This window comes from Aquamicrobium sp. NLF2-7 (genome assembly GCF_022359935.1).
GTDB lineage: Bacteria > Pseudomonadota > Alphaproteobacteria > Rhizobiales > Rhizobiaceae > Mesorhizobium > Mesorhizobium lusatiense.
Genome location: NZ_JAKSED010000001.1, coordinates 1,951,147 through 1,973,494, shown reverse-complemented (window position 1 = coordinate 1,973,494; position 22,348 = coordinate 1,951,147). Strand labels below are relative to the sequence as shown.

Genomic DNA, 22,348 nt, shown 5'->3' with positions numbered 1-22,348 from the left:
ACATGATGGCAGAAAAAGATGAAGTCGAAGGCGGGATCACCGCGAACGGCACCGGCTACGGGAATGTGGAGTGGAACATTCTCGGCCAGCGTTATTTTCCCAAATCCGTCGGCGCTTCGAGCTTCGCATTCGAGACCAACAGCGCGGCCGGTCAGTTCGTTCCGGTCCACATTCACCCGACGCAAGATGAGTTCATCCTCGTTCAGGAGGGCGAGTTGCAGGTGAAGCTGGACGGCAAGTGGTTCACCGCTTCCGCCGGCGATCTCGTGCGCATGCCGCGCGGTGTTCCGCATGGCTATTTCAACAAAACCGACAAGCCTGCCCGCGCCCTGTTCTGGGTGTCGCCGGCCGGTCGGCTGAAAGAGCTTTTCGAGAAGCTGCACAACATGACCGACACCGACCAAGTGGTGAAGGTCTCGGCCGAACACGATGTGGATTTTCTGCCGCCTTCCGCCAACGACTGAGCGGGCCGGACAAGAGGAAGAGAGTTTGTCATGACCAATGCCATGCAGGCCAAGCTCCGGCCGTTCCGGAATTTCCAGCCGAAGCATTTCCGCTTTGAGACGGATGAGGACGGGGGCGTGGCAACGATCACGCTCAACCGGCCGGACAAGAAGAACCCGCTCACCTTCGAGAGCTACGAGGAGCTGGGCGATCTGTTCCGGGCGCTGGCGCGCGCCAGCGATGTGCGCTGCGTGGTGCTGACCGGCGAGGGCAACAATTTCTGCTCCGGCGGCGACGTGTTCGAGATCATCGAGCCGCTGACGGCCATGAAGATGCCCGACCTTCTGGCCTTCACCCGCATGACCGGCGATCTGGTGCGCCAGATCCGTGCCTGCCCGCAGCCGGTGATCGCCGCCGTGGACGGCATCTGTGCGGGTGCGGGTGCGATCCTCGCCATGGCGTCCGATTATCGCCTTGCCACGCCGGAGGCGAAAACCGCGTTCCTGTTCACGCGCGTCGGGCTGGCCGGGGCCGATATGGGCGCCTGCGGCATTCTTCCGCGCATCATCGGGCAGGGCAGGGCGGCGGAGCTTCTGTTCACCGGCCGTGTGATGACAGCGGCCGAAGGCCATAACTGGGGCTTCTACAACGAGATTGCCGAGCGCGATGCGCTTCTGGGGCAGGCGCAGGCCTTTGCCCGCAGGCTAGCGGACGGTCCGTGGTTCGCCCATTCCATGACCAAGAAGATGCTCGATCAGGAATGGTCGATGGGCATCGAGGAAATGCTGGAATCGGAAGCGCAGGCGCAGGCGATCTGCATGGCGACCGGCGACTTCCGCCGTGCCTTCGAGGCATTCGCGGCCAAGGCGAAGCCCGATTTCAAGGGGAACTGAGCCATGGCGCATTCCTCGACTCCAGCGCCGGCCAAGCCGCCGCCGCGCGACCATCTCGACTGGCCCTTCTACGGCGACGGGCATCGGGCGCTGGCGGCGGAGGCAGACGCCTTCATCGCTGCCGGCGGGCTTGGTGAGATCGACCACGGCGATGCCGACGCCGCCTGCAAGACGCTGGTGAAGAAACTCGGCGCTGCCGGTTTCCTGCGCCATTGCGTGCCTGAGGCTTATGGCGGCATCTCGCCGGAGATCGACAGCCGCTCCCTGTGCATTCTGCGTGAAACGCTTGGCCATGAGGACGGATTGGCCGATTTCGCCTTCGCCATGCAGGGACTTGGCACGGGGGCCATCAGCCTCTCGGGTAGCGAGGAACTGAAACAGCAGATCCTGCCGAAGATCGCGAAGGGCGAACTGATTTCGGCTTTCGCGCTGACCGAGCCCGACGCCGGCTCGGACGTGGCGGCAATGAGCTGCTCTGCCCGCCGTGACGGTGACCATTATGTGCTCGATGGCGAGAAGATCTTTATTTCCAATGGCGGCATTGCCGATGTCTACACGGTCTTTGCCCGCACCGGCGAGGCACCCGGCACGCGTGGCATTTCGGCTTTCGTCGTCGATGCCGATACGCCCGGCTTCATCATCGCCGAGCGCATCGAGACCATCGCCCCGCATCCGCTGGCGCTGATTCGCTTCGAGAACTGCCGCATTCCGACAAGCCGGCTTTTGGGCGCGCCGGGCGAAGGTTTTAAGATCGCCATGCGCACGCTCGACATCTTCCGGCCTTCGGTAGCCGCTGCCGCGCTTGGCTTCGCGCGCCGGGCGCTTGCTGAGGCTGTCGCCCATGCCGGGGCCCGCAACATGTTCGGGGCCACGCTGGCCGATCTTCCGACGGCACAGAGCACGCTGGGTGAAATGGCGACGGCCATTGATGCGGCAGCACTTCTGGTGGCGCGCACCGCATGGCGGCGCGACGTGCAGAAGCTGCCTGCGACGAAGGAAGCGGCCATGGCCAAGCTGACCGCCACCGAGAACGCGCAATGGGTGATCGACCAGGCCGTGCAGATGTTCGGAGGGCGCGGCGTGCAGGTCGGCAACATCACGGAGCGGCTCTATCGCGAGATCCGGGCGCTCAGAATCTACGAAGGCGCCACCGAGGTGCAAAAGCTGATCATCGGCCGCGAGCTGGTGAAACTATCGAGACAGGAGTCGTCATGAGCGAGACCAAGCCCGCAGAGCAGGCCCCGCCCGCAACCTTGCCCCGTACCCCGCACCGCATTCTGCACCCGGAAGGCTGGGACAAGCCGGTCGGCTATTCCAACGGCATCGAGGCGCGCGGACGCACCATCTATGTCGGCGGCCAGATCGGCTGGAACGGCCAGATGAAGTTCGAGGCGCACGATCTGCCGGGCCAGATCAGGCAGACGCTGGAAAACGTGCTCGCCATACTGCGCGAAGGCGGCGCGGGTCCCGAGCACATCACCACCATGACGTGGTACGTCACCGACAAGAAGGTATATTCGGCTTCGCTGAAGGAAATCGGCGCCGCGTGGAAGGCCACGATGGGACGCAACTTCCCGGCCATGGCCGTGGTCGAGGTGTCGGGCCTGATCGAGGACGAGGCGCTGGTCGAGATACAGGCGACGGCGGTTATCCCGGACTAAGCGGCTCGCCTGCCGCCCGCCCGATGGCCGGGCTGACCCGGCCGGCGGTGTAAGCCGTTCTTCTGCCTGTGCTGTCAAAATGGCTTGCCTGCTCTTTTTCCCCGCCCCGAACTGTTCTATATTTTGACCAGAGTGGAACAATCTGCCGGGATCGGGACAGGCATGACAGAGGAATTCGATATCGGCGCGCGGCTCAAGGCGCTGCGCGCAGCCGCTGGCCTGTCGCAGCGCGAACTGGCGGGGCGCGCGGGTGTGCCGCATGCCCAGATTTCGATCATCGAGAAAAACAAGTCGAGCCCGTCCATCGCCACGCTGCGCAAGATACTGGGCGGTCTCGACGTGTCGATGTCGGACTTTTTCGAGGACGATCAGCGCCAGCGGCATGGGCCCTTCTTCGGCGCCGACGATCTCAAGGATCTTACCTCGCGTGTCACGGCGCGGGCTATCGACAAAGGGGCCATCAACAAAGGGGAGGGCCGCCTGACGTTGCGCCAGATCGGCGATGCGCGCGCCTACAACCTCCAGATTCTGCACGAGATCTATGAGCCCGGCGCCGATACCGGCGAAGCCATGCTGGCGCATTTCTCCACCGAGGGTGGTTATGTGGTGGAGGGAGAACTGGAGCTTACCGTCGGCGATGATGTGCGGGTTCTGAAGGCGGGCGAATCCTATCTGTTCGACAGCCGCCTGCCGCACCGGTTTCGCAATGCCTCCGAGGGCGTCACCATCGTCATCTCTGCCTGTACACCCCCCTACCTTTGACTAATGGCGCTCAATATATTGAGCGGTATGTTGCGCAAAATTTTGAACGGTGTTAGGAATTCTGTAGGGGCAATGTCGCCGATATGGCGGCATCTGGGGCGCGGCAGGAATGGAGGCCTGCATCGCGGCACATCGGGATCCGGGCCCCGCAAGGCAGGCTGAGGAGACGACTGCATTGATTGCAAAGCATGGTGAAATGCCGTCGCAAACGGTCTGCCTCGTGCAGAGCGGTGCTTTGGTCCGGGCCGGCCGCATCCGTTCATCTGGTGATGCGCCAGGGGGCGCTGCGCCTTCTTCCGCAACAGAGCGAAAAGCGGTCGGGTCCTGTCCGGCCCTCCTTATCTGATCCGAAATGCTTGACAGTTTTCCGCGACGGTCTTTGGATTGTCGCTGAGGGCTTCAGGCATACGAAAACAACAACCTGGCCAAAATGGGAGATAGCATGCGTAAATTGACGGGAATTCTGGCAATCAGCGGCCTGATGGCCGCAACGATGGGCATGATGTCGCCGGTTCAGGCCCGCGACCTCACCGTGGTGTCATGGGGCGGCACCTATCAGGACGCGCAGCGCGAAATCTATTTCAAGCCCTATGCGGAAAAGACCGGCAAGCCGCTTCTGGACGAGGCCTGGGATGGCGGTATCGGCGTGCTGCAGGCGAAGGTGAAGGCCGGCAACCCGAACTGGGATGTCGTGCAGGTCGAGGTCGAGGAACTGGCGCTGGGTTGCGCCGACGGCCTTTACGAAAAGATCGACTGGGCAAAGCTGGGTGGGGAGGACAAGTTCATTCCTTCGGCCGTGAACGAATGCGGCGTCGGCGCGATCGTCTGGTCGACGGCGATCGCCTATGATTCCGAGAAGATCGCCGACGGGCCGCAGTCCTGGGCGGATTTCTGGAACGTGGAGAAGTTCCCGGGCAAGCGCTCGCTGCGCAAGGGACCCAAATACACGCTCGAATTCGCGCTGATGGCCGATGGGGTTGCCCCCGCCGACGTCTACGACACGCTCGCCACCGACGAGGGTGTGGAGCGCGCCTTCAAAAAGCTTGAGGAGCTGAAGCCCAACATTGTGTGGTGGGAAGCCGGCGCCCAGCCGCTGCAGTTCCTGGCATCCGGCGAGGTGGCGATGGCTTCCGCCTATAATGGCCGCATCACCGGCATCAATCGTTCGGAAAACCGCAAGTTCAAGGTGGTGTGGCCGGGCTCGATCTATGCCGTGGACAGCTGGGCGATCCTCAAGGATGCCGAGAACAAGGAAGCCGGCATGGATTTCATCGCCTTCGCCAGCCAGCCGGAAAATCAGGCCAAGCTGCCGCAGTATGTGGCCTATGGTCTGCCGGCAAAGGATGCGGCAGCGATCGTGCCGGACGAATACAAGGCAGACCTGCCGACCGAGCCTGAAAACATGAAGGACGCTCTGGCGATCGATGTCGATTTCTGGATCGACAATGCCGAGGCCCTGACCCAGCGCTTCAACGCCTGGCTGGCGCAGTAACGGCCACTTCGATGAAAGACGGCACGGGACTGCTATGGTCCCGTGTCCCATTCCCTTTTTGCAGAGGGCCGCTTTCCTGGGCGGTGATCATCCTTGAGCCAGTCGGACATCCGCTTTGAAAAAGTCAGCAAGGCCTATGGCACGCTGCGCGTCGTAGACGATCTCGACCTGAACATCGCTCAGGGTGAGTTCCTCAGCCTGCTCGGCCCCTCGGGGTCGGGAAAGACCACCATTCTGATGATGCTGGCGGGCTTCGAGGCGCCGAGCGGCGGCACCATCTCGGTGGGCGGCCGGCGCGTCGACCATCTGCCGCCGCACAAGCGCAATATGGGCGTGGTTTTCCAGAACTATGCGCTCTTTCCGCATATGAGTGTTGCGGCCAACGTGGCCTTTCCGCTGGAAATGCGCGGTGTTGCGCGATCCGAGATCGAGGAGAAGGTCACGCGCGCGCTCGACATGGTGCAACTCGGCGCCATGAAGGACCGCCGCCCGGTGCAGCTCTCCGGCGGCCAGCAGCAGCGCGTGGCGCTGGCCCGGGCGCTGGTGTTCGAGCCTTCCGTCGTGCTGATGGACGAGCCGCTCGGCGCGCTCGACAAGCAGTTGCGCGAACAGATGCAGCTCGACATCCGCGCCCTGCACAAGCGGCTTGGCCTCACCATCGTGTTCGTGACCCACGACCAGTCCGAGGCGCTGACGATGTCCGACCGCATCGCGGTGTTCAACCGGGGCAAGATCGAGCAGATCGGCAGCCCGCGCGAAATCTATGATCAGCCGCGGTCGCGCTTCGTGGCGCAGTTCATCGGCGAGACCAACCTCGTCGAGGGAACGCTCGCCGAAGCCGGCGATGCCGGTGCGACGGTCAAGCTGGACGGCGGCGGCACCATCCGCGTGCAGCCCTCCGATATTCGTGCCGACGCTGGCCGGATCCTCGTGTCGGTGCGGCCGGAGCGCATCCGGCTCGGCACGGATGCCGGCTCGCAGAACGCCTATCCGGCGACCGTGGCCGACGCCGTCTATCATGGCGATCATCTGCGCATTCAGCTTGATGACGGCGCTTTCGGCTTCATCGCCAAGGCAGACCGCAAGACGGCCGAATTCAATCCCGGCGACAAGGTCGTCGTGTCCTTCGCCCCGTCCGATTGCTGGATGCTGCCGGCATGAGCGAGACCTCGTTCAAGGGACGCCTGACGGCACTCGTGCTGGTCGCGCCTCTGGTGCTGTTCCTGGCGATCTTCTTCGCCTGGCCGCTGGCCACGATGCTCAAGGAATCGGTTTCCGATCCGGTGGGTTCGCGCGCCTTTCCGCTCACCGCCGATGTGGCGGGCGACTGGGACCGGCAGTCCGATCCGCCCGAAGAGCTGAAGCAGGCTTTCGTGGACGACCTGCGGGCCATTGACGACCAGCAATTGCTGGGCGATGCGGTGCGCCGCCTCAACAGCGCCCAGAATGGCTTCCGCACGCTGATGAGCCGCACCACGCGGGCGCTGGAAGATCAGCCGCAGGGGCCGGTCGATCTGGTCGCCATCGACAAGCGCTGGTCCGATATACGCTTCTGGCGCGCTGTCGCCGATTCCACGAACCCCTACACCGACCGCTATCTGCTGGCGGCGCTGGATTATGAGCGCGATGCCAGTGGCAAGATCACGGCCCTGCCGGCGGAAGCTTCCGCCAACAGCGCAATCCTTTTGCGCACGCTCGGCATCGGTGCCCTCGTGACGCTGGCTTGTGCGCTGATCGGTCTGCCCTATGCGATGCTGGTGGCGTCCGTCGATGGGTGGAAACGCCAGCTCCTGCTCGGCGCTGTGCTTCTGCCGCTGTGGACTTCGCTTCTGGTGCGCACTGCCGCATGGTTCATCCTGTTGCAGGAGAAGGGGCTGATCAACGACATGCTGATGTCGTTTGGCCTCATCAGCGGACCTTTGCCGCTGATCTTCAACCGGCTGGGCGTTATCATCGCCATGACCCATGTGCTCTTACCCTTCATGGTGCTGCCGATCTATTCGGTGCTCTTGTCGATCCCGCGCAACCTGATGCCGGCAGCTGCCTCTCTTGGTGCGCCGCCGTGGCGGGCCTTTCTGCGGGTGCTGTTGCCGCTGTCGCTGCGCGGCGTGGTGTCGGGCTCGCTGCTCGTTTTCATGACCGCTATCGGCTACTATATCACGCCCGCACTGATCGGCGGCGCGCAGGACCAGATGATCTCCTCGGTCATCGCCTTCTACGCCATCGGCTCAGCCAACTGGGGCATGGCGGGCGCGCTGGGCGCCATCCTGCTGGTCGCCACGCTGGCACTCTACACGGTGTATGGCCGTCTTTCCGCTGACCGTACGGGAGGCCGCTGATGCGCGCGTCGAACCTCGTCAGGCTGGTGTTCGCGATCGCTGCGGTGGTCTTTCTCATCGCGCCGCTCATCGCCATCCTGCCGCTTGCCTTCACCTCAAGCGTGTTTCTGACCTATCCCATTCCCGGCTATTCGATGCGCTGGTTCGATGAGCTGGCCAGCGCCGATGTGTGGCGCATGTCGATCGTCAACAGCCTGATCATCGGCACGGGAACGACGCTGCTGGCGGGAACTCTGGGAACTTTGGCGGCACTGGGGCTGCGTAATGCCGGGCTGGTGCTTCCGGGCTTGTTCCGCACCGCCTTCCTGCTGCCGATGGTGGTGCCGGCGGTGGTGCTGGGCGTCGGCATGCAGGTGTTCTTCGTGCATCTGGGCCTCGCCAACTCTTATGCCGGCGTCATCGCGGCGCATTCGGTGGTGGCGGTGCCTTTCGTCGTGGTTTCGGTAACGGCTTCGCTCGCCGGCATCGACAGGCGGGTCGAGCGGGCCGCTGCCAGTCTGGGCGCGGGGCCGCTGACAGTGTTCCGTCGCGTGACCCTGCCGCTGGCGCTGCCCGGCATATTGTCGGGCGCGGTGTTCGCCTTCGCCACATCGCTTGACGAGGTGGTGCTGACGCTGTTCGTCGCCGGTCCCAACCAGCGCACGCTGGCGCGGCAGATGTTTTCCTCGATCCGCGAGAACATCAGCCCCGCGATTGCCGCTGCCGCCTTCCTGTTCATCATCGGCACGCTGCTGATTGCGGCGGTGGCGGTGCTGGTCAGGCGGCGCACCGAAAGGCTGAAGCAGCCGGCGGAAGCCTAAAGCGTTTCCAGGAAAAGTGGAAACACTTTTCCGGTTCGGAAACGCGCCAAAACAAAGACTTATAGCCGTTCAGCGATTTCGTGAAACGCTGAACGGCTATAAAGCATGGCGCGGGAAAGTGGGAACCGGTTTGGGGATAACGACATGCGTAAAAACAGCAACTGAAAGCGTAACGAGCGAATCTGAAAGATCGCGACACGCTTTCAGTGGCGCTTACATGCCCCGGGCCGTCGGCCCGGTGCCGTAGGTTTCGCTGTCTTCGACGGCGCGGTAGAAATCGGTGAGCTGTTTGCCGGGCTCGGGCCGGAAACCCCGCCCGGCCCTGACCAGTGAGGTGATGCGGTCGATGCGGAAGGCGCGGAAGTCGTTGCGCATCTCGCACCAGGCGATCAGGGTCCACACCTTGCCCCAGAACCACAGGCCGAGCGGGCGGATGTCGCGCATCGTGGCGCGCCCTGCCTCGTCGCTGTAGTCGAGGGTCAGCACCTGCCGCTTTTCGACGGCGCGCTCGATGAGGTCGATGGCTTCGCGGGCGCTGTCGGAGAGCACCCATAAGGGGGTGTGGATCTCCGTGCGGGCAATGCGCTCGCGCTCGGTCTGCGGCAGAACCGCGCCGATCTTCACCAGCGCCTCGTCGGCGGCCCGTGCCATGGCGGCCCCTCCGAAGGCACGCACCATGCGCGCTCCGGCGACCAGCGCCACGATCTCGTCACGCGTGAACATCAGCGGCGGAAGGTCGAAGCCTTCCCGCATCAGATAGCCGACGCCCGCCTCGCCGTCGATCGGCACGCCGGTCGATTGCAGGTCGGCTATATCGCGATAGATGGTGCGTTCGGACACTTCCAGCCAGGTCGCCAGCTTGCGGGCGGTGACCAGCCGGCCTCCGCGCAGATGCTGCACGATCTGGAAAAGCCTGTCGGCCCTGCGCATTGTTCGCTCCCTCGGCGTCTGTCCCCCGAGCCCTTGCTGGCAGTTCCTGACAATCTCCCTTTGGGCGGCTCGTGCCAAGCATTATCTGGCCCGGCTGCTTTTGCCACAGCCCTGCTGACAGCATGGTGTCAGCAGCCACCGGCTCCCTGCACACGGCGCGGTCAGGCGGCGCGCCTTGGCGGCAGCGAGGGCAGTTTCCATCTCGCCTGCTGGTGTTGCGCGGCTGTGCCGGGAAGCGCGGTGTGCGGGCGCAACCGCGCCACGGCGGAGTCGGGCTGGCCTTTGTCGGGAGGAAGGCGGACGAAACCGTCCGTTGCGACATGGAAATCGGGCCAGCCTATGTCGGCCTGGATTTCCGGTGGCAGGGATGCCAGCAGGCGTATGGTTCGCACCTGTCTGCGACGGAGGCGCGACCATGCGACGTAGCGCGCAAGCGCGGAAAAAATGCCGGTGCGGGTCATGGGGCTCTCCTTGCAATCTGAAGGGAGCATCATCGCACAGGGCTGCTGACAGCTCTCTGTCAGCAGCGGCGCAGACAACCGCCTATAGCGGCCAGACCAGCATCAGCATCGGAACGGCCACGATGATGACCATGAAGGAGAGCGGCAGGCCGAGGCGCGGATAATCTGAGAAGCGGTAGCCGCCGGGGCCCATCACCAGCGTGTTGCACTGGTGACCGATGGGGGTCAGGAAATCGCAGCCTGCGCCGATGGCCACAGCCATCAGGAAGGCTTCCGGCCGGTAGCCCAGATTGGCGGCGAAGCTTGCGGCGATCGGCGCCATGACCAGAACCGTGGCGGCATTGTTGAGGAAGGGCGTGACCATCATCGCCGCGATCAGCATGAGCGCCAGCGCGCCGTAGCCGGGCAGCATGTGGCCGAGATCAGCAAGAACGGCTGCGATCACATCGGTTGCGCCGGTGGTGCGCAGCGACTCGCTGACCGGAATGAGGGCGGCGAGCATGACCAGGATCGGGCCATCCAGCGCATCATAGGCCTCGCGCAGCGGAATGGCGCGAAACAGCACCATGGCCACAGCGGCGGCGAAGAAGGCCAGCGCCACCGGCAGCAGGCCGAGCGCGGTCGCGCCCATGGCGGCGACGAGGATCGACACCGGCACCAGCCCGCGCCGCACGGAGCCCAGCAGCACCTGCCTTTCGGCGAGCGGCAGGAGCTCGAAATCCTTGAGGAACTGCGGCAGGGTCTGGCTGTCGCCGCGCAGCATGACGATGTCGCCGAAATTGAGGGTGATGCTGCCGAGCCGCTGGTTGAGCCTCGTGCCCTTGCGGGAGACGGCGAGCAGATTCACATTGAAACGGTCGTAGAGCATCAGATGCTGGGCCGACCAGCCGATGAGGCTGGAATTCTGGGTGACCACGGCTTCCACGGCCATGGTTTCGGGCCCGGCGCCCTTGCCGCGTCCTGCGCCCACTTCGAGCTTTGCCTGCGCGACCAGCCGGTCGAGCGCTTCCTGTCCGCCCTCGATCAGCACGATGTCGTCTTCGTGCAATATGGCGTCCGGCAGCGGCGCGATCCGCAATCCGCCCGCGCGCAATATCGCCGTTATGGCAGCTTCGCCGGCGGAAATCCTGAGCAGGGCCGACAGGGGTTTGCCCGCCACCGTTGAGGTGGCGGTGATGCGCGCTTCGGCCGAATAGTTCTCGATGGCAAGTGCCGCGTTCAGGCCATTGTCGTTGCGCTCGCGCGCCGGCACGAGGAAATAGAACAGGGTGAGGAACACGCAGCCGGCCGCCGTCAGCGCCAGCCCGACCGGGGTGAAGTCGAACATGGTGAAGGACGTGCCGGTCAGTTCCTCTCGCAGGCGCGACACCACCACGTTGGGCGAGGTTCCGATCTGCGTCATCAGCCCGCCGAGCAGCGAGGCAAAGGCCATAGGCATCAGGAAGGTGGACGGCGACACACCGGAGCGACGAGCGAACTGGAAGGCGATGGGGATCATGATCGCCAGCGCGCCGATGTTCTTCACGAAGGCGGACAGTATGGCGACGGTGACGACCAGCAGGGCAAGCTGCGCGCGCACCGAGGTGACGCCCGGCGCATAGCGCTGCAGTGCAAATTCCATGATGCCGCTTCGGGCGACGCCGGCGCTCACCAGCAGCGCGCTGCCGACGATGATGACGATGTCGTCGCTGAAGCCGGAAAACGCCTCTTCGAACGGCACAACGCCGACCGCCACGGCGGCCAGCAGCGACAGGGCCGCGACCAGATCGTAACGCAGGCGGCCCCATATGAAGGCCGCCATCATCAGGATGATGACGGCAAATGACAGGGTCTGCGGCAGTGTCAGCATGATTTTTCCTGATCGGCGAAGAAAAACGCCGCATGGCGGCGCTTTTCCGTCTGAACAGGGAAAGATTATGCCGCGATGCCCATGTCAAGCGGCATCAGCTTTCAATGGCCTATTCCGCGCGACTTCAGCACCGCGTCGATCTCGTCGAGAACTGCCGGATCGTCGATGGTGGCGGGCATCTTCCATTCCTGCCGGTCGGCGATCTTCTGCATGGTGGCGCGCAGCACCTTGCCCGAGCGCGTCTTGGGCAGGCGCTTGATGGTCAGCACCGTCTTGAAGGCTGCGACCGGCCCGATGCGCTCGCGCACCAGCGTCACCACTTCCTGCTCGATGGCGACCGTGTCGCGGGCGACACCGGCATTGAGCACCACGAAGCCCAGCGGCGACTGGCCTTTGAGCGTGTCGGAAATGCCGATCACCGCGCATTCGGCCACATCGGGATGGGCGGCCAGAACTTCCTCCATCGCCCCGGTGGAGAGGCGGTGGCCGGCGACGTTGATGATGTCGTCGGTGCGCGCCATGACGAAGAGATAGCCGTCCTCGTCGAGGATGCCGGCATCGGCCGTGTTGTAGAAGCCGGGGAAGGCATCGAGATAGGATTTGCGGAAGCGATCTTCCGCCTCCCACAGCGTCGGCAGGCAGCCGGGCGGCAGCGGCAGCTTCAGAACGACATTGCCGAGCGTTCCGGGTGGCACCTCGTGGCCGGCCTCGTCCAGCACCCTGATGTCGTAGCCGGGCATGGGAACGCCGGGCGAGCCATATTTGACCGGCAGCATGCCGAGGCCGACCGGATTCTGGGTGATCGGCGCGCCGGTCTCCGTCTGCCACCAGTGGTCGATGACGGGAATGCCGAGGCGCTGCTCGGCCCATTTGATGGTCTCGGGGTCGGCGCGCTCCCCGGCGAGGAACAGCGTGCGGAAGGTCGACAGGTCGTATTCGCCGATGAATTCGCCCTGCGGGTCCTGTCCCTTGATGGCGCGAAAGGCGGTCGGCGCGGTGAACAGGGCGACCACGCCATGATCGGAAATGACGCGCCAGTAGGTGCCGGCATCGGGCGTGCCGACTGGCTTGCCTTCGAAGACGACCGTAGTGCAGCCGTGCAGCAGCGGTGCGTAGACGATATAGGAATGGCCGACCACCCAGCCGACGTCGGAAGCGGCCCAGAACACTTCGCCCGGCCTGATGCCGAACTCGTTTTCCATGGACCATTTCAGCATGACCATGTGGCCGCCATTGTCACGCACCACGCCCTTGGGCTGGCCGGTGGTGCCGGAGGTGTAGAGCACATAGAGCGGATCGGTGGAGGCGACGGGCACGCAGGGCACTTGCGTGCCGGCTTCCTTTTCCCGCGCCACGGCTTCAGCGTAGTCGATGTCGCGGCCTTCGATCAGGTCGCAGGCAAGCTGCTCGCGCTGGAACACGACGCAATGCTGCGGACGGTGTTCCGAAAGCGCGATCGCCTCATCGAGCAGCGGCTTGTAGGCGACGATGCGGTTGGGCTCCAGTCCGCAGGAGGCGGCGATGACCAGGTTCGGCCGGGCGTCGTTGATGCGGGTGGCCAGTTCGCGCGCCGCGAAACCGCCGAAGACCACGGAATGGATGGCGCCGAGACGGGCGCAGGCCAGCATCGACACCACAGCCTCGGTGATCATCGGCATGTAGATGATCACCCGGTCGCCCTTGCTCACGCCATGATTGGCGAGAACGGCGGAAAGCGCCACCACTTCGCGCAGCAGTTCGCCATAGGTCAGGCTCTGCTTCGTGCCGGTGATGGCGCTGTCGTGGATCACCGCTGCCTGGTCGGCGCGGCCGTTGGCGACGTGCCGGTCGAGCGCGTTGTAGCAGGTGTTGCAGGTCGCGCCGGGAAACCAGCTTCCATAAACGCCGGCGTCGGCGTCGAACACTTTATCGAAGGGCGTGAACCAGTCGATGTCGCGCGCGGCTTGCGACCAGAATGCTTCAGGGTCCCGCTTCCAGTCGGCATAGACCTGATGATAACGCGATACCATGTTTCAAGAACCTCCCAATTCTCCTCGACAGGTTTGTAGCCCCTGCGAAGATGGGCGTCCATCTGACTAAGGGCCAATGGCCGGATTGGGGAGACGGACTGCCGCAGGTGCAAGTGCTTTGACAGAACGGGCCGGGGCTGCTCAAAAGCGGCATGACGAAGATCCTCGCCTTCCTGATCCTTGCGATGATGGTGTTTCACCTGATCAAGCCGCTCGGCCTGCCCGGCCTGAGGCGACGCGCGGATTTCTGGAAGCTGGCGGTGCTGGCGCTGGGGCTGATGGCTCTGGCTGCGGCAGCCAGTCACGGCCGCTGAGTGCAGATTAGGGGCCTTGCCCCGTGACAAAGCGGCCGGAATGGTGTATCGCCCCGACCGGATCGGAGAAATGGGTCTTCCGGTCCGGGTCACCCGTCAATACAGGACGGTGTAGCCGCCCCTGCCAAAGGCCTTCACGGTCGGCGGCATAGCCCAGCGGTCATGGTACTGCTGCGGCGAGTGCAGGGCGCTCTGGCTGTCGGAAGAACAAGAAGTGGATTGAAAGATGGATATCATCCGTCAGCTTGAGGCCGAGCAGGCCGCAAAGATCGAAGAAAAGCGCAAGCTTCCCGAATTCCAGCCCGGCGATACCGTGCGCGTCAATGTGCGCATCACGGAAGGCAGCCGTACCCGCGTTCAGGCCTATGAAGGCGTCGTCATCGCGCGTTCGGGCTCGGGCCTGCATGAGAATTTCACCGTCCGCAAGATTTCCTACGGCGAAGGCGTGGAGCGTGTGTTCCCGATCTACTCGCCGATGGTCGAAAGCGTCGACGTCGTGCGTCGCGGCAAGGTTCGCCGCGCCAAGCTCTATTACCTGCGTGACCGTCGCGGCAAGTCCGCGCGCATCTCGGAGAACACGGGCGTTCGCGCCCGCAAGCTCAACGATGCCGAGCGCGAGGCGCTGAACGCCGAGAAGGCCCGCATCGAGGCCGAGAAGGTCGCCGCCGCGCAGGCTCTGGCTGCCGAGAAGGCCGCTCAGGAAGCTGCTGAAAAGGCCGCTGCGGAAGCCGCTGCCGCCGAGGCTGCTTCGGCCGAGTAAGCTGTTTTCAGCAAAAAATATCGGAAAGGCGGCTTCGGCCGCCTTTTTCGTACCCGCCATGCAGAAGCTTTCAGAGCTTTTTCGCCCGCTGACCGTTTCGGCGAACGACGTGTCTTGCAAGCGGCCGGCAGTTGGCTAATCTTGGCTGATACCAGCCATTTCATCTGAAAATTTTCCCACACCGGAGCGCCCCATGAACAGGTTTACCATCGCACTGGCGGGTTTGCTGGCCTGTGTTGTCTCGCCCCTGACGGCCGTGGCGCAGTCGCTTCCCGATCTTGGCGGCAGAACAATCACGGTGGTGACGGAAAATGCCTATCCGCCGCTGCAGTTCGTGGATCCCAAGACGGGCGAGAAGATCGGCTGGGAATATGACGCTATGGCGGAAATGGCGAAGCGCCTGAATTTCAAGGTCGAATATCAGAACACGTCGTGGGACGCGATGATGCAGGCGGTGTCCGATGGCGAATACAATATCGGCATGACCGGCATCACCATTAAGGAAGAGCGCAAGCAGAAGGTGGACTTCTCCGATCCCTACATGCATTCGGAAATGCGGATGCTGGTTCGGGCCGATGAAGACCGCTTTACCGACGAGAAGTCCTTTGCCGCTTTCGAGGACGGGCTGATCGCAGCGCAACCCGGCACCACGCCGTTCTTCGTATCGGTCTACGATATTCTCGACGGCAACGAACAGAATCCGCGCATCAAGCTGCTGGAGACGTTCGGCGCGACCGTGCAGGCCCTCAAGGCCGGCGACGTCGATCTGGTGCTGACCGATGGCGTTGCCGCCCAGGGATATGTCGATACTTCGGAGGGCAAGCTGAAGATCATCGGCGGCCCGCTGGGCAATGAAGAATTCGGTTTCATTTTCCAGAAAGGGTCCGATCTCGTTGCGCCCATCAATGCGGTGATTGCCGCGATGAAGGCCGATGGCACTCTCGATGCCCTGAACAAGAAGTGGTTCCTCGACTACAGGATGGGCCAGTAGCGGATCAGGCAGGGCCGGCTGTCCGGTTGATGCCGGACGCCCGGTTCCCGAATTTTCGAGATGCAGGCTCCCCCGACCGCTCCGCGCACGAAAGCTGATTTCCCCTGGTGGCTTGCAGTCGCTGCTGCGATTGCAGTTGCTGTTGCGGTTTTCGTGGCCACCAACGATCTTTATGCGCAGGTCTTTTCGACCGTCATACAGGGCCTCGGGATCACCATATTCGTCACGCTGGTCGGTTTCAGCCTTGCTTCGACCCTGGGGCTGCTCGTCGCCCTGATGGGGCTTTCGGGATCGATATGGCTTCGCCAGATTTCGCGCTTCTATGTCGAGGTGATCCGTGGGGTGCCGATCCTCGTCCTTTTGTTCTGGATCGCCTTCGTCGGGGCACCTGCCTTTGTCGCAGGGTGGAATGCGTTGACGGCCTCCCTTCAGGAGGCCGGATTGCTGAAGCCATTGCATGTGCGCGACGTTTCGCTGCTGTGGCGCGCCATCATGGCTCTCACCATCGGCTATTCGGCTTTCATCGCCGAAGTGTTCCGTGCCGGCATCCAGTCGGTCGAGGCGGGGCAGATCGAGGCGGCGAAGGCGCTCGGTCTGAGCCGTTTCCAGCGTTTCCGCCTGATCGTCCTGCCGCAGGCGATCCGCACCATCCTGCCGCCGCTCGGCAATGATTTCGTCGCCATGGTGAAGGACTCCTCGCTGGTTTCGGTGCTCGGCGTGGCCGATATCACCCAGATGGGCAAGGTCTACGCCACCGGTTCGTTCCGCTTCTTCGAGACCTATGCGATCGTGGCCTATATCTATCTCGTGCTGACGCTGAGCCTTTCGCTCGCGCTGAGGGCGCTGGAGCGGCGCATGCGCAAGGGGCGCGGCGCGTAGTCTGCAGCCCGTCCTGATCATCTGCGGCAAGCGCCGTCATTGCGGACCCCATCAACCGACGCGCGCACTGGCCGCAGGGTGCGCGTGCGTGGGCAATTGCCGTGTCGGCAAAAGATTGGTATCTAGGGGTGATGGAAGAACTGTTTGGAGACCCGTGCTACAAAGGGTTCGTGCTGCAGGACAAGAAGCGTCTGCCGGCACGGTTCTTTGCGTGGGTCTCAGGCTCGGCGACAAGCCGACTTCGCTAAAGCGCGCCTGATCGCCATCGGCCCGGCTTGAGGGCCTCCCTTTCCATTATCGACGGATTTACGCAAATGAGCGCACCGCGCACCCTCTATGACAAGATTTTCGACGATCACGTGGTCGATCGCCAGGAAGACGGCACCTGCCTGCTCTACATCGACCGCCATCTCGTGCATGAAGTGACCAGCCCGCAGGCCTTCGAAGGGCTGCGCATGGCCGGCCGGAAGGTCCGCCATCCCGAGCGCACGCTGGCCGTGGTCGATCATAACGTTCCGACCTCGCCCGACCGCGTCAACGGCATCAAGAACGAGGAAAGCCGCATTCAGGTCGAGGCTCTGGCCCGAAATGCCGCCGACTTCGGCGTGGAATACTACTCCGAGAAGGACCGCCGGCAGGGCATCGTCCACATCATCGGTCCGGAGCAGGGTTTCACCCTTCCCGGAATGACCATCGTGTGCGGCGACAGCCACACCTCGACGCATGGCGCTTTCGGGGCGCTGGCGCATGGCATCGGCACCTCGGAGGTGGAGCATGTGCTCGCCACCCAGACGCTGATCCAGAAGAAGGCGAAGAACATGCTGGTGCGCGTCGACGGGCAGTTGCCCGATGGCGTCACCGCCAAGGACATCATCCTCGCCATCATCGGCGAGATCGGCACGGCCGGCGGCACCGGCTATGTCATCGAATATGCCGGCGAAGCGATCCGCTCGCTGTCCATGGAAGGCCGCATGACGGTCTGCAACATGTCGATCGAAGGTGGTGCCCGTGCCGGCCTTATCGCGCCCGACGAGATCACCTTCGACTATGTGAAGGACAAGCCCCGCGCGCCGACAGGCAAGGCGTGGGACATGGCGGTCGATTACTGGAAGACGCTGAAGACCGACGAGGGCGCGCATTACGACAAGGTCGTGGTGCTGGATGCAGCTTCGCTGCCGCCGATCGTCACCTGGGGCTCATCCCCGGAAGACGTGGTGTCCGTCACCGGCACGGTTCCCGATCCGGAGCTGATCGAGGACGAGAACAAGCGCAATTCCAAGAAGCGCGCGCTGGAATATATGGGGCTGACGGCCGGCACGAAGATCACCGACATCGAGATCGACCGCGTCTTCATCGGCTCCTGCACCAATGGCCGCATTGAGGATCTGCGCGCCGTTGCGGCGGTTGCCAGGGGCAAAAAGGTCAATCCGCGCGTCAATGCCATGATCGTGCCGGGTTCGGGCCTTGTGAAGGCGCAGGCCGAGGCCGAGGGGCTGGACAAGATCTTCATCGAGGCCGGGTTCGACTGGCGTGAGCCGGGCTGCTCCATGTGCCTTGCCATGAATGACGATCGGCTGAAGCCGCATGAGCGCTGCGCGTCGACCTCGAACCGCAATTTCGAGGGCCGTCAGGGCTTCAAGGGCCGCACCCATCTGGTCTCGCCGGCCATGGCGGCGGCCGCGGCGATTGCCGGCCATTTCGTCGACATTCGCGACTGGCAGTAAGCCGTTCCATCCACATATGTGAAAAGGCCCCGTGCGATCCGCGCGGGGCCTTTTTCTTTCTGGCTGCTCCGGCTGCTCTAGCGGCAGGGGCTCAGTTCCGGCATCTCGCCCTCGGCGAGCCCGTACATGTAGCTGCGGCCCTTGACGAAGACGGGCGGCCGGTAGCAGTCGGACCATGCCGCATCCTGTTCCGCTCCATTCAGATAGACGACACGCGGTTCACCCGTCGTCGTGTTCGCAGCCATGTGCCGTGCCATATGGCCCTGCCCGACGACGATGCGCTTGTAGCCGGCTGCACTGTCGACCACGAGATTGCCGAACGAATCAGCGTAGACATGGTCGTTGTTCTGAAAGGCGCTGGCGGGAACGGCAGCCCCGGCGCACAGCGCTGCAAGGCCGAAACCCGCAGCACGCAGCAGATGGTGAATATGCGGCATTTCTGCCTCCTTCGGGACTGCGGGGAGGGCTTCCCCGCAAGAATTCAGGATGCAGAATTAACTATTTCTTAATCTTTGTTAAGAGGCAGAAGAAGAGCGCGGCAGCTTTTCTGAAGACGCTTCCTATGTGGCTGATATCAAAGGCTGTTTTCAAGGTGCTCCACCGCTTTCTCGTGAAAGGCGTGCGTTTCCCTTGATCCTGAAAGGGGAGCGCGGTTACATCGTGCCGCGCCACCGCTCGTGGGCGCATGGTTCGGTTTGCAGATGCAGACGATCGAATTGATCCGCGTCCGGATGCCGCCTCGGGGCATGTTTGCTCTGGCAGTCCGGTTCGGTTCCCCTTGGAGGTATCACCGCATGAAACTGTGCCGGATGGCGAGGGTGGCTTTCGTTCTTCTTCCTGTCGCCTGCGCGGCCTGCGTGTCCGGTCAGGATGCGAAAGTGCCTGAAGACAAGGCGCTGATCGGTCCCGACGGCGAGAAAACATCGATGACCATCACGGCTGAGAAGGAGGTCTCGCAACCTTCTACCTCCACATATAATTGTGCCGACGGCTCAATGATGACGATCCGCAATCTCGGCAGTTCCATCCGGGTCATGGGACCGGACGAAGAGGAAGAGCTGCCGGCCGCACCGGCAAATCAGCGCAGCCGCTACGGCAAGGGCGTGGATGCAGTTGTGCTGGACGGGCGTGAGGCACTGGTGGTCAAAGGACGCCATCCTCCACTCACCTGTACAAGATGACTATTTTTGTCAACTTAAGTATTCGCGCTGCTGATCTTGAATTTCTTAACCGGTTGAATGTCACCGAATCGAATTGTTCAGACTAAATTATGAATAGGAAACGGTTTTCTGGCTTTGACGCGGTGCAAAAAGAGTTCTAGAACGCCGCTGTCCTTAAAGTCGCTTTCCGAGCCGGCCATGACGCATATGCGTCCGACGGCCTGTATCGGTGGAGCTCAATTGGGGGAGCCATGAGCCGTTCACCAGCCACCCACGCGCAGCCGAGACCAAGGCCGCTATCGCCGCATCTGACGGTCTACCGGCCGAAGATCACGATGACCACGTCGATCCTGCACCGCATTACCGGCGGCGCGCTTTATGTCGGCACCGTTCTGGTCGCGTTCTGGCTGATCGCCGCCGCCGGTTCGAAAGAAAGCTTCGACTACGTCAACTGGCTTTTCGGCACCATCATCGGCCGGCTGATCCTGTTCGGCTACACATGGGCGCTGATGCTGCATATGCTGGGCGGCATCCGCCACTTCATCTGGGATACGGGTGCTGCGCTTGAGAAGCACACGGCCTCGAAGCTCGCATGGGCGACCGTGGTGGGCTCGGTGGTGCTGACGATCGCGGTCTGGGTTGTCGGCCTGATGGTTCGGGGAGGCTGGGCATGAGTCGTTCCCGCAAGGATATGCGTACGCCGCTGGCCAAGGTGCGCGGGCTGGGCTCCGCCCATGAAGGCACCATGCATTTCTGGCGCCAGCGTCTGACCGCAGTGGCCAACATCCCGCTGTTCCTGTTCTTCGTCGGCTTCCTGATCGTGATGAATGGGGCGGGCTATGATGAGGTGCGCACAGCGCTCGCTCATCCCGCCGTGGCGCTGGTCATGGTCGCCATGCTGGTTTCCGGCCTCTACCACATGCGTCTCGGCATGCAGGTCATCATCGAGGACTACGTTCACGCCGAAGGCATCAAGCTGGTGTGCCTCCTCCTCAACACCTTCTTTACCGCAGCAGTCGGCATCGCTTCGATCTTTGCCCTGCTCAAGCTTGCATTCGGAGGCTGACCCGTGGCCGCCTATACTTATGTCGATCATAAATTCGATGTCGTCGTCGTCGGTGCCGGCGGTGCCGGCCTGCGCGCTACGCTCGGTATGGCCGAGCAGGGGCTGAAGACGGCCTGCATCACCAAGGTTTTCCCGACCCGTTCGCACACGGTCGCGGCACAGGGCGGCATCGCCGCCTCGCTGCGCAACATGGGGCCTGATCACTGGCACTGGCATCTCTACGACACCGTGAAGGGCTCCGACTGGCTGGGCGACACCGACGCCATGGAATATCTGGCGCGCGAGGCGCCGGCTGCCGTCTACGAGCTCGAGCATTACGGCGTGCCGTTCTCGCGCACCGAGGAAGGCAAGATCTATCAGCGCCCGTTCGGCGGCCATATGCAGAATTTCGGCGACGGCCCGCCCGTGCAGCGCACCTGCGCTGCCGCAGACCGTACCGGCCACGCCATCCTGCACACCCTCTACGGCCAGTCGCTGAAGCACCATGCGCAGTTCTTCATCGAGTATTTCGCGCTCGACCTGATCATGGATCAGGACGGCACCTGCACCGGCGTGGTGGCCTGGAACCTCGATGACGGCACCATCCACCGCTTCTCGGCCAAGATGGTCGTGCTGGCGACCGGCGGCTATGGCCGCGCCTATTTCTCGGCCACTTCGGCCCACACCTGCACCGGCGACGGCGGCGGCATGGTGGCACGCGCCGGCCTGCCGCTTCAGGACATGGAGTTCGTCCAGTTCCACCCGACCGGCATCTATGGTGCGGGCTGCCTGATCACCGAGGGTGCGCGCGGCGAGGGCGGCTATCTGGTCAATTCCGAGGGCGAGCGCTTCATGGAGCGCTATGCGCCATCGGCCAAGGACCTTGCCTCGCGTGATGTGGTTTCGCGCTGCATGACGCTGGAAATCCGCGAAGGCCGTGGCGTGGGCAAGAACAAGGACCACATCTTCCTGCATCTCGACCATCTCGATCCGGCCGTGCTGCATGAGCGGCTGCCCGGCATCTCCGAGTCGGCCAAGATCTTCGCCGGCGTCGACCTCACCAAGGAGCCGATCCCGGTGCTGCCGACGGTGCACTACAATATGGGCGGCGTTCCGACCAATTACTGGGGCGAGGCGCTCAATCCGACCGCCGACGATCCCAATCGCGTGACGCCCGGCCTGATGGCTGTTGGCGAGGCCGGCTGCGCCTCGGTGCACGGCGCCAACCGTCTCGGCTCCAACTCGCTGATCGATCTTGTGGTGTTCGGTCGTGCGGCTGCTATCCGCGCCGCCGAGGTCGTCGACGCCAAGGCGCCGGTGCCGGACCTGAACATTGCCGCGTGCGACAAGATCATGGAGCGCTTCGACCGCCTGCGCCACGCCAACGGCTCGACGCCAACTGCCGTCATCCGCGAGCGCATGCAGCGCGCCATGCAGGAAGACGCTGCCGTGTTCCGCACCCAGGAATCGCTTGAGAATGGCTGCAGGCGCATCGCCCAGATCTGGGGCGAACTGAAGGACATCAAGGTTTTCGATCACTCGATGATCTGGAATTCCGATCTGGTGGAAACGCTGGAGCTGGAAAACCTGATGGCCAACGCCATCACCACGGTCGTCAGCGCCGAAGCGCGCAAGGAAAGCCGCGGCGCCCATGCGCGTGAGGATTTCTCGGCACGCGATGACGTGAACTGGCGCAAGCACACGCTTTCGCACCTCAGCCCCGATGGCAAGGTCACGCTCTCCTACCGCCCGGTGAAAACCGAGCCGCAGATCAAGCCAGAGGACGGCGGCATCGACCCGGCCAAGATCGCGCCCAAGGCGCGCGTGTATTGAGG

Annotated in this window: 22 protein-coding genes and 1 pseudogene; 18 read left to right on the top strand and 5 right to left on the bottom strand. The window is 63.3% G+C overall.

The genetic code is table 11. The features are described 5' to 3' along the window. Positions 1–5: 5 nt before the first annotated feature. The 9 genes and pseudogenes from MIC97_RS09800 (at position 6) to MIC97_RS09760 (ending at position 8,391) form a co-directional block, all read left to right on the top strand. Positions 6–464: a cupin domain-containing protein gene (locus MIC97_RS09800; RefSeq protein WP_239801087.1), complete on the top strand. Its 459-nt coding sequence runs from the start codon at positions 6–8 to the stop codon at positions 462–464. 30 nt (positions 465–494) lie between these two features. Further along, the gene (locus MIC97_RS09795) at positions 495–1,337 is read left to right on the top strand and encodes an enoyl-CoA hydratase family protein (protein ID WP_239799860.1); all 843 of its coding nucleotides are present in this window, start codon (positions 495–497) and stop codon (positions 1,335–1,337) included. 3 nt (positions 1,338–1,340) lie between these two features. Further along, the gene (locus tag MIC97_RS09790) at positions 1,341–2,552 is read left to right on the top strand and encodes an acyl-CoA dehydrogenase family protein (protein ID WP_239799859.1); all 1,212 of its coding nucleotides are present in this window, start codon (positions 1,341–1,343) and stop codon (positions 2,550–2,552) included. Then, a complete protein-coding gene (locus MIC97_RS09785) occupies positions 2,549–2,998 on the top strand; it encodes a RidA family protein (RefSeq protein WP_239799858.1) in 450 nt (149 codons plus the stop codon). The genes MIC97_RS09790 and MIC97_RS09785 overlap by 4 nt, the downstream gene beginning before the upstream one ends. A gap of 162 nt (positions 2,999–3,160) precedes the next feature. Then, complete coding sequence (locus MIC97_RS09780; RefSeq protein ID WP_239799857.1) at positions 3,161–3,760, top strand: cupin domain-containing protein; 600 nt, start codon at positions 3,161–3,163, stop codon at positions 3,758–3,760. 517 nt (positions 3,761–4,277) lie between these two features. Further along, a pseudogene (locus tag MIC97_RS09775) lies at positions 4,278–5,252 on the top strand (ABC transporter substrate-binding protein); the annotation flags it as partial. A gap of 93 nt (positions 5,253–5,345) precedes the next feature. Then, on the top strand, positions 5,346–6,413 hold the full coding sequence (locus MIC97_RS09770) for an ABC transporter ATP-binding protein (RefSeq protein WP_183825106.1): 1,068 nt from the start codon (positions 5,346–5,348) through the stop codon (positions 6,411–6,413). Next, on the top strand, positions 6,410–7,591 hold the full coding sequence (locus tag MIC97_RS09765; RefSeq protein WP_239799856.1) for an ABC transporter permease: 1,182 nt from the start codon (positions 6,410–6,412) through the stop codon (positions 7,589–7,591). The genes MIC97_RS09770 and MIC97_RS09765 overlap by 4 nt, the downstream gene beginning before the upstream one ends. Then, positions 7,591–8,391: an ABC transporter permease gene (locus tag MIC97_RS09760; protein ID WP_183825100.1), complete on the top strand. Its 801-nt coding sequence runs from the start codon at positions 7,591–7,593 to the stop codon at positions 8,389–8,391. Before MIC97_RS09765 ends, MIC97_RS09760 begins: the two co-directional genes overlap by 1 nt. Positions 8,392–8,604: 213 nt before the next feature. Here the strand turns inward: MIC97_RS09760 and MIC97_RS09755 are convergent, their stop codons facing one another. The 4 genes from MIC97_RS09755 to MIC97_RS09740 all read right to left on the bottom strand — a co-directional run bounded on the left by MIC97_RS09755 (position 8,605) and on the right by MIC97_RS09740 (position 13,640). Next, complete coding sequence (locus MIC97_RS09755) at positions 8,605–9,321, bottom strand: YafY family protein (protein ID WP_239799855.1); 717 nt, start codon at positions 9,319–9,321, stop codon at positions 8,605–8,607. A 161-nt stretch (positions 9,322–9,482) separates the two neighbouring features. Continuing rightward, entirely contained in the window at positions 9,483–9,782 is a 300-nt protein-coding gene (locus MIC97_RS09750) for a hypothetical protein (RefSeq protein ID WP_239799854.1), read from the bottom strand. An 82-nt stretch (positions 9,783–9,864) separates the two neighbouring features. Further along, positions 9,865–11,628 carry an SLC13 family permease gene (locus tag MIC97_RS09745; protein ID WP_239801085.1) on the bottom strand — a complete coding sequence of 588 codons (1,764 nt, stop codon included), beginning with the start codon at positions 11,626–11,628 and terminating at the stop codon, positions 9,865–9,867. A 104-nt stretch (positions 11,629–11,732) separates the two neighbouring features. After that, positions 11,733–13,640 (bottom strand): propionyl-CoA synthetase, encoded by a 1,908-nt coding sequence (locus MIC97_RS09740; protein WP_239799853.1) that lies wholly within the window; start codon positions 13,638–13,640, stop codon positions 11,733–11,735. 152 nt (positions 13,641–13,792) lie between these two features. On the opposite strand from MIC97_RS09740, the gene MIC97_RS09735 reads away from it, so the two are divergent. The 5 genes from MIC97_RS09735 to leuC all read left to right on the top strand — a co-directional run bounded on the left by MIC97_RS09735 (position 13,793) and on the right by leuC (position 18,308). Beyond that, on the top strand, positions 13,793–13,954 hold the full coding sequence (locus tag MIC97_RS09735; protein WP_183825087.1) for a hypothetical protein: 162 nt from the start codon (positions 13,793–13,795) through the stop codon (positions 13,952–13,954). 226 nt (positions 13,955–14,180) lie between these two features. Further along, positions 14,181–14,714, top strand: a complete 534-nt coding sequence (rplS, locus tag MIC97_RS09730) for a 50S ribosomal protein L19 (RefSeq protein WP_239799852.1) — start codon at positions 14,181–14,183, stop codon at positions 14,712–14,714. 193 nt (positions 14,715–14,907) lie between these two features. Beyond that, a complete protein-coding gene (locus MIC97_RS09725; RefSeq protein ID WP_239799851.1) occupies positions 14,908–15,705 on the top strand; it encodes a transporter substrate-binding domain-containing protein in 798 nt (265 codons plus the stop codon). Between the two features lie 60 nt (positions 15,706–15,765). Then, entirely contained in the window at positions 15,766–16,584 is an 819-nt protein-coding gene (locus MIC97_RS09720) for an amino acid ABC transporter permease (RefSeq protein WP_239799850.1), read from the top strand. A 314-nt stretch (positions 16,585–16,898) separates the two neighbouring features. Beyond that, on the top strand, positions 16,899–18,308 hold the full coding sequence (gene leuC / locus MIC97_RS09715) for a 3-isopropylmalate dehydratase large subunit (protein WP_239799849.1): 1,410 nt from the start codon (positions 16,899–16,901) through the stop codon (positions 18,306–18,308). A 77-nt stretch (positions 18,309–18,385) separates the two neighbouring features. On the opposite strand, the gene MIC97_RS09710 is transcribed toward leuC, so the two are convergent. Beyond that, positions 18,386–18,745 (bottom strand): hypothetical protein, encoded by a 360-nt coding sequence (locus MIC97_RS09710; protein WP_239799848.1) that lies wholly within the window; start codon positions 18,743–18,745, stop codon positions 18,386–18,388. A 372-nt stretch (positions 18,746–19,117) separates the two neighbouring features. On the opposite strand from MIC97_RS09710, the gene MIC97_RS09705 reads away from it, so the two are divergent. From MIC97_RS09705 to sdhA, 4 genes are all read left to right on the top strand, one after another. Then, positions 19,118–19,489, top strand: a complete 372-nt coding sequence (locus tag MIC97_RS09705; RefSeq protein WP_239801084.1) for a hypothetical protein — start codon at positions 19,118–19,120, stop codon at positions 19,487–19,489. Positions 19,490–19,719: 230 nt separating this feature from the next. After that, on the top strand, positions 19,720–20,142 hold the full coding sequence (gene sdhC / locus MIC97_RS09700) for a succinate dehydrogenase, cytochrome b556 subunit (RefSeq protein WP_183825068.1): 423 nt from the start codon (positions 19,720–19,722) through the stop codon (positions 20,140–20,142). Then, positions 20,139–20,534 carry a succinate dehydrogenase, hydrophobic membrane anchor protein gene (sdhD, locus tag MIC97_RS09695; RefSeq protein ID WP_239799847.1) on the top strand — a complete coding sequence of 132 codons (396 nt, stop codon included), beginning with the start codon at positions 20,139–20,141 and terminating at the stop codon, positions 20,532–20,534. Before sdhC ends, sdhD begins: the two co-directional genes overlap by 4 nt. A gap of 3 nt (positions 20,535–20,537) precedes the next feature. After that, entirely contained in the window at positions 20,538–22,346 is a 1,809-nt protein-coding gene (sdhA, locus tag MIC97_RS09690; RefSeq protein ID WP_239799846.1) for a succinate dehydrogenase flavoprotein subunit, read from the top strand. Positions 22,347–22,348: the final 2 nt, after the last annotated feature.